The sequence below is a fragment of the Mesorhizobium sp. M5C.F.Ca.IN.020.32.2.1 genome, from assembly GCF_004023105.1.
Lineage (GTDB): Bacteria > Pseudomonadota > Alphaproteobacteria > Rhizobiales > Rhizobiaceae > Mesorhizobium > Mesorhizobium wenxiniae.
Genome location: NZ_RZSX01000289.1, coordinates 1 through 6851 on the forward strand (window position 1 = coordinate 1; position 6851 = coordinate 6851).

Sequence of the window (6851 nt, forward strand, 5' to 3'; positions counted from 1 at the left end):
CTGTCCCGCTGTCGCTGTGAAGAACAACCTCGAACACGGTCCTGCCGCTCTTCGGCAGCCGGCCTTTGATCTTGTCGCGCGGCGACGGGGCCGCGACCTGCTCGATGGTGGGCAGTTCATTGGCCCCAGCCACATCTTCGCCCCAACGCGGCAGCTCGTTACGCCAGGCGCGAAACGCGTCGCGGCTGCCCATGACGAATAGTTCGGTGGTGATGGTCTCTTCCGGCTCGCGACCCTTGGAGCGCTTCTGCGGGGTGATGCGGCGCGGCCGGCTGCCAACCGGCTCCAGCCCGACCGATTCGAAGAGCCGCTCCGGGAAATATGACTTGGCGATGTATTCCGGGTTTAGCGTGACGGTTGCCACGGCCCGGTTGTCCGGACAGGCCGCGTCCGGCAACTGATCGATGCCGCGGACGACGCGCGTCAGCATCGGGGCGATGCGATCCCTCGCTTCGGAAAACGTGTAGGGATGACTTTTCGGCGCGCCGCCACGGACGCCCGCAACGTCCTCTACAAGACGCTCGCCCTTCCCAAGCAAAAAATTCCGCTTCGTCATGACGTATCTCTGCCGTTCTTGCGATGAGTCTTCTTCACTCGCGGCGCTGTGTGGCTGCGGATCGTGTCGCGCGCGACCCCTGTGAGCTCCCGTGCCTTGCGCTGCGATAAGAGGCCGCAGTCGACCAGGGACGCGGCCAGCTCAATCCGTTTTGCTCTCGAAAGGGATTTGTGGGCCAAGATGCCGGCGAGCTGTTCCTCGAGCGGCGTGTTGCTAAGTGCGGCGCTTCTTCGGGCCGCAGAGAGATCCCGTTCGATATCGCTGAACGAGCGGCCGGCGAACGCCAAGGCCAGCACGGCGCTCCATTCTTTTGTCGCCGGAAAATAAGGTGCGAGCGTCGCGCCGATGAAGCGCTCAATCCCGTGCCGGTCGGGCAGCGGGAATTCGACATGGAGCTCGAAGCGGCGCCAGATCGCCGGATCGAGCAGATCCGGGTGATTGGTGGCAGCGAGCAGCACCCCGGAGGTCGGCCAGTCGTCGATCTGCTGAATCAAGACCGTGACAAGCCGCTTCAGCTCGCCGATCTCACCCCGGTCGTCACGGCGCTTGGCAATAGCGTCCAATTCGTCGAGGAGGAGGACGCAGTTGATGGTCTTGGCGTATTCCAGGACATGACGCAGATTGCTGCCGGTTCTGCCCAGCAGACTGCTCATCACGGCCGCCAAATCAAGAATGAGAAGCGGGCGCTTGAGTTCGCGCGCAACCCACCGCGCGGCCATGGTCTTGCCGACGCCCGGAGGGCCAAGGAACAGCGCGGCCCTCGTCGGATCGAGGCCGGCGCGGGCGAGCGCTTGCGGATTGCGGCGCTCCTCCACGATCTGGCGCAACGCGGCCTCGAGATTCGTGGCGAAGACAGGTTCGTGATCGAGCGCCGGCTCCGGCTCCACGCGCATGAGATGCAAACGGGTGTCCATGTCCACGGGGAGGGGCACGTCGGCCTGCCGGCGCAAGGGAGACGCAGGAGAGGGCAGTTCGTGCAACAGCGTCGTCAGGGCCTCGGCGAGATGCGGCACCACAGGCTGATAGCGCTTGGCGGCGCGGCGCAGCACCACCTGGACGTCCTGGGTGCGTCCTGAAAGGGCCGTGCGGGCGAGTTGGAGGAAGTCGGCTTCGATGTCGGTCTTCTTGTTCTCTTGGGCCATGTCACTGTCGGTTGGAAAGGAATGCGCTGGATCGCCAGCATAGCGGGGGCGGACGAATTCTCCCATATCTGGAGAAAACTCGTCCACAGATAAAAATAATGAAGTCACGTCAAAGCGATAGATATGGACGAAGTGCAGCATGCCGTGCCGCTACATCGCGGCTCCCCCTCGTCCAGAGACGCGGCTCCAGATCCGCTGCCACCATCGCGGCGCGGGTTTGGGCGCCGCCGCAGGACGCGGGCGAAACGCCTGCTTGCGGATGTCGAACATCGGATCGCCGGTCTCGTCGGGCGGATGATGCGGGCACACATGATCGCGCATCAGCTCCATGCGAGCGTTCCGCGTCATCGTGCCCTTGTTTCCGTCGTAGTCGAGAAAGACGAATTTCGGGGGGGTCTGGTACCAGGGCGTGAGCACCTGCGTCAGCAGTCCGACGGCCGTCGACGCCAGAACGCCGTTCGACCAGACGACCTGCGGGCGCGAGCCGGCCGCGCCGTAGCGCTTGGCTTCCTGCTCCAGACGCTCGTCCGTGATGAAGCCGCAGCAGCGCATGCACGGCGCGCCCGGCATCGAGAGGATCACCTGGCCGCTGACCAGAAACCCCTTCTTGCCCAGATCGTGCACGTCCATGCCGATGTCGATATAGGGGATGAGGTGCCGGCGCGCGAAACGCTCGAGCTGCTCGCGTTCCTTGAAGCCGTCGACCGCGCCGATGATGACGTCACAGCGCTTGAGATCATCGGCCGCGTCGCGCCAGTCGGCCTGCACGGAGATGATGCGGGCTTTCGGCTGAAGCCCACGGATGAGACGCTCGCCAATCGACACTTTCGGCATGCTGACGGCGACATCGGCCAAGGTCCCCCCGATCAGCCGGTTCGTATTCGTCTCTTCGATGACGTCCGGATCGGCGTTCACGTAGCCGCCGATGCCCATATGGGCTGCCTGCTGCACGACATGCGAGCCGCCACCGCCCAGACCGACGATGCCGATCGTGGCAGCGTCAAGGATGGCGACGCTATCAGCGCCCAGGAAGCTCTGGCGGTCGAGGCGGGTCATGCGGCTCTCCAGTTCCGGATGGGCATGCCCACCTCGGCGAAGCGGGTGATGAAGGGCTGGGGCGATTTACGGTCCAGCCAAACCTGGCCGAAGGCAGCGGTGTCGCTGAGCACGATGGCGCCGTGCACGGCATGCGGTGCGACCGAGACGAAGTTCGGCACGAAGCGGGCATTCTCCCGGATGTCGACGCCGCTGAAGCCTGGGATGCCGCGACCACCATGCGTATGCACGTGGAAGATGGCAACGCGGTCGTTCATGGCCCACTGGCGTGCGCCGCGGATAGCCTCGGCGCTGATCATGGCGCCGACGCTCGGGTCCGGCAAATAGTCCTCGTCGCGCACCGGCCGGTATTCTCGCGCAAGGATGATGAGATCGTCGTGCGCGGCGGCAAGCCCCGCAGAAATGAATCCGACGCGCTCGTGCGCGAAGACGTGCGGGCGGCGCAGGTCTGCGCGAATCGTGGCGAGCAAGCCGCCGGTGATTTTGAAGCGGATATTCATGCAACGGCCCTCAAATGCGCCAAAAGCATCTGCGTCCAGCGAAGCGAATCCGGCACGTGGTTCCAGGATGGCGCCCACCAGTTGCGCTCGATCACGCGATGCGGGTTCCAGTTGGCGCCGCGCCCTTCGATCTTGCGCTCGAAGAACAGCCGCGTGACGTAGCCGGAGTGCAGGAACGGCACGAGCAGCAGGTCCATGCGGTAGGGCTGGTCGCCGGCCACGAACCCGAACGCCGGCAACAAGGTAACCGGCTTGCCGCCCTCCTTGAGGAGGACGGCATCCGGATGCATCGCTTTGAGGCCGGCGAAATTCGCAGCCGCGTCGTTCACGACGAACCTCCGCACGGGACCTGCTCGAAGAAGCGCATGCCGGCCTTCACGCGCAGCCGCTTGCCCGGCTTGAGCTCGGTGAGGTTGCCTTCCTCGTTGATCACTTCGAGGACGTAACCTTCCTGGACGCCGAACAGCGTTTTGAGCTGCTCCGTCGTGTAGGTCCCGCGGGGAATCTCGCGCGGCTCGTTCTCGAAGTAGACCGTGATCAACCGCTTTTCGGTCTGCAGATGCTCGGTGCCCTTCTCGCGGAGATCGAGATGGTCGTCGGCCTTGAGCTCGACATCCTCGCCGTCGCGCTCCAGGATGATCACCTCGTCGTCACGGACCTGGCCGATGTTGCGCAGCTCCGCCTCCGAGATCTTGCGGGCACCCCATTCGTAGCCGTGATCGTCCAGGGTGAAGCGGAAGATGCGGTCGCTCTGGAACGCCCGGAACGCCTCGGTGCCCGGCGCGGTGAGGTCGACGGTTTCATCGAGGCCGATCGAGCGGGTCCCGCGCCGCATCAGCTGGATCAAGACGAAATCGCTGGCCGGCTTGAACCCCGCCTTGTCCAGGATGCGTTCGCCCGCAGGCGTCGCGTCCGAGAACTTGACCGTGATATCGTTCACGGTGGTGAAGTACTTGCCGTCCGGCCCGGGACGGCGCGCCGCCTCCGTCTCGACGTGGTGATCGCGGACCTGGCCGCCAGTGAGTGCAGTTTCCATCGTAAGTACCTCTATCTTGGCGCCAGCCCATCGCCGGCCCGTGGTGATAAGATAGGGTGGCATGCAAAGAATGTCAAGCATCTTACTGGCACGCTTGACATTCTTAGCGGTCGACGCTAAATACATGAGCGGAATCAAGAAGTTTGGAGGAGCGAAGTCATGGCCAGGAAGAGCGTTGAGCCAGAGGTCAAGCTCACGCTTGGACGATATCTCGCCTCAATCCGCGAAGATCGCGACCTCTCACAGCGCGACGTGGAGAAGGCCACCAACAAAGTCGTTTCCAATGCGTACTTGTCTCAGATCGAAAACGGACTCATCAAGAAGCCGAACCCGAACATTTTGCACGCGCTCGCGGAGCTGTACGCGATCAGCTACGAGGATCTGATGGAGCGTGCCGGCTATATCGTGCCGACCCGCTCGCGAAGCGGCGAGCAGCGGCATGGCCGCGTCGCGACCTTCGCAGGCCATAATCTGACCGACGAAGAAGAAGCGGAGCTTGTCCAGTTCCTGGGATATCTGCGCAGCAGGAAAAAGCCTGGTGGCCAAAGCTGACGACAGTAGTCTCGACCCCGAAGAGTTGCGCGCCGTGCAGTCGGCTGCACGGCGCGCACTGGACCGTGCCTCAGCATGGGGCATCTATCCGACACCGACCGCCGTCATTCTCGAAGCGGCCAGCCTGAAAATTGCGCCTGCGAGCGCGTTCGATCCAAGGCGCATTACAGAGTACCTGCTCGGCAAGGCCGAGACTGCCGCAACCGCCCTCAAATCCGCGATCGCCAAGGTGTTCGGCATCTATGATGCGGGCGAACAGCTGATTCATATCGACGACACCGTCCACAAGTCCAAGCAGAACTTCCTGAAGCTGCATGAGGCCGGACATCATGAGCTGCCGTCGCACCGCAGTGCATTCAGGTTGTTCCAAGATTGCGAGAAGACGCTTGATCCAACCATCTCCGACCTCTTCGAGCGCGAGGCCAACAATTTCGCCCGGTTCGTCCTGTTTCAGGGTGACGGCTACGCATCCATGGCGGCCGATCACAAACTCGAACTTAAGACGCCGATGAAGCTGGCCGGCAAGTTTGGCGCGTCGGTCTATGCGTCATGCCGTGAATTCGCGCGCACGCATCATCGCGCGTGCGCGGTCTATATCCTCGAGCCGGTCACGTATTGCGAGAAGACTGGCGCGCGGGCCGTCGTGCGGCGCATCGAGGCATCGCCCGCGTACCTGCGGCAGTTTCGCCGCCCTGATGAGACCGAGATCACCCTTGACCATTCACTTGGCAGGGTTTTGCCGCTCGGAAGGAAGATGACACGCCCCACCACTGTTTCGATTACAGATCGAAATGGCCAGGCGCATGAATGCGTCGCCGAAGCCTTCGACACGACATTCAATGTGCTTCTGCTGGTTTATCCGGTGAAGGCGCTGACGGCTGTGACTGCGATTATCCACGGTCAGTAGCGAATATCTTACGGTCAAAGGAGCGCAATCAACTGGGTTGGGATTAGTGGAGTAGGCGGCATATGCATATCCATATGTTCGTTGTCGACGGCCCCTTGGCGTTGCGAACTCGGCGTCTCGACGCCGCATCTCCCCAAGCCTTCGGTCGCCAGATCCTGACGCTCCCTCGTCTACTCGCCGCACGGCTCGCGGGGAGGTTCATCGCCGGCGACGCGAGAAGTGATGTATCCGGCCATACGGCAGGCCCGGAGGCCGGCGGATACGAGGACATCGACACAGTGTCCCAGTTGCCGCGGATGCCGGTGGCGGTGCTACCCGCGCTCCGAGACTGGTGGGACATGGAGAGACCCGCTTTGCTCCCCGACAGTAGGCGAACAGAAGGGATGAAGAAGGCGCCCCAAGAGTAGAAGTACTTGGGATTCGGCATTCCCCTGTGTTCGGCGAATGGCGATTATGCTTCAGAGCGACGGCAATCGACGAACTTCGATACGGCGGCTGGGCACGACGACGTGGGAAATGGAAAGGGGAGACTGGGGGACGATGAATCGTCGGACCGTCATTGTTGAGGGGCCGCTCGCCTTGCGCATGAGGCGGATCGCCGCCGCACGTCGTGGCGAAGCCGGCGTGCAGATCATGACCTTGCCGCAGCTTGCGGCGCGGCTCGCCGGCGGCTTCACGCGTCCGGCCCGAGCCGAGGACCTTGACCCGACGATCCGGTCGGCGCTCGACGCCGGCGGTTTCGGCGAACTCGAGAGCATCCGAAGCCTGCCCGGCATGACGCGGTCCGTGGCTTGGACGCTGACCCGGCTGTGGAACGCCGACTTCGCATTGGCCGACCACGCCTATGAGAGCGCGCGGCTCAAGGATCTCATGACGATCGAGGCCCGTCTGCGTGAGAGTCTGCCGGCGGGAGTCCTGTCGCCGCGAGATCTGCGCGATGCCGCCCTGAAGCGCGTGACGCATGCGCCTGCGGTCGTCGGCGCGATAGAACTTGATCGCGTCGTGCGCGTCGCCCCGGTCTGGCGCCCGCTGCTTCTGGCCTTGGCGCGGCAAGTGCCGCTCACTTGGCGCAACCCCGGCGACCCCGATGCCGCCTGGTTCG

At 63.5% G+C, this 6851-nt stretch carries 7 protein-coding genes and 2 pseudogenes; 3 read left to right on the forward strand and 6 right to left on the reverse strand.

Features of this window, described 5'->3' with window-relative positions; genetic code table 11:
- The 6 genes and pseudogenes from EOA86_RS16150 to EOA86_RS16175 all read right to left on the reverse strand — a co-directional run.
- A pseudogene (locus EOA86_RS16150) lies at nucleotides 1-430 on the reverse strand (peptidase S8 and S53, subtilisin, kexin, sedolisin); the annotation flags it as partial.
- Between the two features lie 122 nt (nucleotides 431-552).
- On the reverse strand, nucleotides 553-1839 hold the full coding sequence (locus EOA86_RS16155; RefSeq protein ID WP_245497287.1) for an ATP-binding protein: 1287 nt from the start codon (nucleotides 1837-1839) through the stop codon (nucleotides 553-555).
- A 9-nt stretch (nucleotides 1840-1848) separates the two neighbouring features.
- On the reverse strand, nucleotides 1849-2754 hold the full coding sequence (locus EOA86_RS16160; protein WP_128342525.1) for a ThiF family adenylyltransferase: 906 nt from the start codon (nucleotides 2752-2754) through the stop codon (nucleotides 1849-1851).
- Nucleotides 2751-3254, reverse strand: coding sequence for a hypothetical protein (locus EOA86_RS16165; RefSeq protein ID WP_128342526.1), 504 nt, complete (start codon nucleotides 3252-3254; stop codon nucleotides 2751-2753). The genes EOA86_RS16160 and EOA86_RS16165 overlap by 4 nt, the downstream gene beginning before the upstream one ends.
- Nucleotides 3251-3583, reverse strand: a complete 333-nt coding sequence (locus EOA86_RS16170; RefSeq protein WP_128342528.1) for a hypothetical protein — start codon at nucleotides 3581-3583, stop codon at nucleotides 3251-3253. The genes EOA86_RS16165 and EOA86_RS16170 overlap by 4 nt, the downstream gene beginning before the upstream one ends.
- Nucleotides 3580-4290 (reverse strand): multiubiquitin domain-containing protein, encoded by a 711-nt coding sequence (locus EOA86_RS16175; RefSeq protein WP_128342530.1) that lies wholly within the window; start codon nucleotides 4288-4290, stop codon nucleotides 3580-3582. Before EOA86_RS16175 ends, EOA86_RS16170 begins: the two co-directional genes overlap by 4 nt.
- A gap of 159 nt (nucleotides 4291-4449) precedes the next feature.
- Here EOA86_RS16175 and EOA86_RS16180 point away from each other — a divergent pair, with 159 nt between their 5' ends.
- The 3 genes and pseudogenes from EOA86_RS16180 to EOA86_RS16190 form a co-directional block, all read left to right on the forward strand.
- Complete coding sequence (locus tag EOA86_RS16180; protein ID WP_128342532.1) at nucleotides 4450-4842, forward strand: helix-turn-helix transcriptional regulator; 393 nt, start codon at nucleotides 4450-4452, stop codon at nucleotides 4840-4842.
- Nucleotides 4829-5749, forward strand: coding sequence for an ImmA/IrrE family metallo-endopeptidase (locus tag EOA86_RS16185; protein WP_128342534.1), 921 nt, complete (start codon nucleotides 4829-4831; stop codon nucleotides 5747-5749). The genes EOA86_RS16180 and EOA86_RS16185 overlap by 14 nt, the downstream gene beginning before the upstream one ends.
- Nucleotides 5750-6289: 540 nt before the next feature.
- Nucleotides 6290-6851, forward strand: a pseudogene (locus tag EOA86_RS16190) (PD-(D/E)XK nuclease family protein); the annotation flags it as partial.

Excerpts from the sequence above, each read along its gene's own strand:
- EOA86_RS16155 (WP_245497287.1), bottom strand. The coding sequence starts at position 1,839 with ATGCTGCACTTCGTCCATATCTATCGCTTTGACGTGACTTCATTATTT.
- EOA86_RS16165 (WP_128342526.1), bottom strand. The coding sequence starts at position 3,254 with ATGAATATCCGCTTCAAAATCACCGGCGGCTTGCTCGCCACGATTCGC.
- EOA86_RS16180 (WP_128342532.1), top strand. The coding sequence starts at position 4,450 with ATGGCCAGGAAGAGCGTTGAGCCAGAGGTCAAGCTCACGCTTGGACGA.
- EOA86_RS16160 (WP_128342525.1), bottom strand. The coding sequence starts at position 2,754 with ATGACCCGCCTCGACCGCCAGAGCTTCCTGGGCGCTGATAGCGTCGCC.
- EOA86_RS16175 (WP_128342530.1), bottom strand. The coding sequence starts at position 4,290 with ATGGAAACTGCACTCACTGGCGGCCAGGTCCGCGATCACCACGTCGAG.